Source organism: Streptomyces sp. NPDC050617, from assembly GCF_040654795.1.
GTDB lineage: Bacteria > Actinomycetota > Actinomycetes > Streptomycetales > Streptomycetaceae > Streptomyces.
This window is the reverse complement of the sequence record NZ_JBFAIS010000069.1, coordinates 1-1,468: the sequence shown is the minus strand read 5'-3', so window position 1 is coordinate 1,468 and position 1,468 is coordinate 1. Positions and strand designations below refer to the sequence as shown.

The following is a 1,468-nucleotide window of genomic DNA, read 5'->3' as shown; positions in this document are numbered from 1 at the left end:
GCTCCAATACCGCCCCGACGTCATCGACGGCTGCCTCACCGGTACCGGACTCACGCCCGTTCCACCATGACGACATCACGTATTGAAGGTCAGTAGGTGCCCTACCCCACCGGAGAACGGCCACCTTCGAGGAGCTGATGGAAGGGGCGAAATGGCTCTCTCAAGACACCGGATCTCTCACCCTCGAGTGGCGCGACTACGGCATCCATGTACCAGAGACATACATCGATCTGGCTGCTGCAGCACGACATGACCCGTTGCTCCAGCGCAACCTCGGTAGGAATGCAGGGGCTCTCGGTTGGGTGGACCCCAAGGAGCCCGTCCCAGCCGGTCACATTGCTCAGGCGGCTCTCCTTTTCGAGCTCCCTGTGAGCGAGGTCTGTGCACGCCTCGCGGCCTATGGGTTACGCATCGATGCTGCAGGACTGCCGGAGCGGCCAGATGCCGAGGTGGCCGTCCTGCTCAGCCAACGGGCGGACAGCATGTGGCCCTGGCTGGACCGCACGAACGAAGTGCCGCCAGGGCATGTCCTCGCCGCCGCTCAGGTGCTGGGACGCTCGCCGCACGAGATGGTGGACCATCTGGAACGGCTGGGCTTCGCCCCTCCAACGGTGTGGCCCGAGGACACTGACCCCAGTGAATCCGCCCTTCTGATCGAAGCAAGGCACGGGACGCTGTCCCCAAACGAACCAGTGCCTTATGCCCATGTCTTCGACGCAGCACGGCACCAGAACTGGTCTCTGGAGCAGACGGCCGACCGCCTGCGCGCCTACGGGTTCGGCCTTCGCCTACGGCCACCGCGCCACTTCGATGCCTTGGACGAGCAGTTACTGCGGCGGGACGGCCCTCTCGTATGGTTCGGGGTCACCACCGCCGACCCCATGCCGTTCGCCCACGTGGTGGCAGCGGCCCGCAACCTGTTGGAGCCCCACTCGGTCCTGGTGAAACGGCTCGTCGGCTACGGCATCAAGGTCTCCTGCCCAGACCTCCCGGAGGGCCTGTCTTTCACCTCGGCCGTCGAATTGCTGAGGATCACCGAGGACAGCGACCTGCTCCTGACCATCGACTGCGACATCGACCTGCACGTCCTCATTGAGAAGGCGGAAGTCATGAACGTCCCAATTGCCCAGGTGGCCCGCTGGTTGCAAAACCTCGGCCTTACTGTCCCCGACCTTACGGAAACCCTCCAGGACGCCCTCGAACGAGTCCCCCGATCACTCAGCACCGGCTGCCCCACACCCGCCGACGGATGAACAGGAACAGCACGGTGCGGCCGACAGCCTGCCGCCGTTCAAAAGACAAGGCGCGTCCCACAGTCCTCAAGACACGCCCCCGTCGCGGTCAGCGGTCAGCCCAATTCGGGGATGATCCGGTCCCCGTACGCGTCGATCGTCGTCTCCTTCGCGTCGTGCATCGCGTACAGCGCGAACTGGTCGACGCCCAACTCCCGTAGCACGCGCAGTTTCTC

The 1,468-nt window shown here is 64.6% G+C and carries 1 protein-coding gene and 1 pseudogene; one reads left to right on the top strand and one right to left on the bottom strand.

The window, feature by feature from the left end:
* Window positions 1-368 precede the first annotated feature (368 nt).
* Window positions 369-1,253, top strand: a complete 885-nt coding sequence (locus tag AB0I49_RS38205; protein WP_363231838.1) for a hypothetical protein — start codon at window positions 369-371, stop codon at window positions 1,251-1,253.
* Between the two features lie 95 nt (window positions 1,254-1,348).
* On the opposite strand, the pseudogene AB0I49_RS38200 reads toward AB0I49_RS38205, so the two are convergent.
* Window positions 1,349-1,468, bottom strand: a pseudogene (locus tag AB0I49_RS38200) (TIGR03842 family LLM class F420-dependent oxidoreductase); the annotation flags it as partial.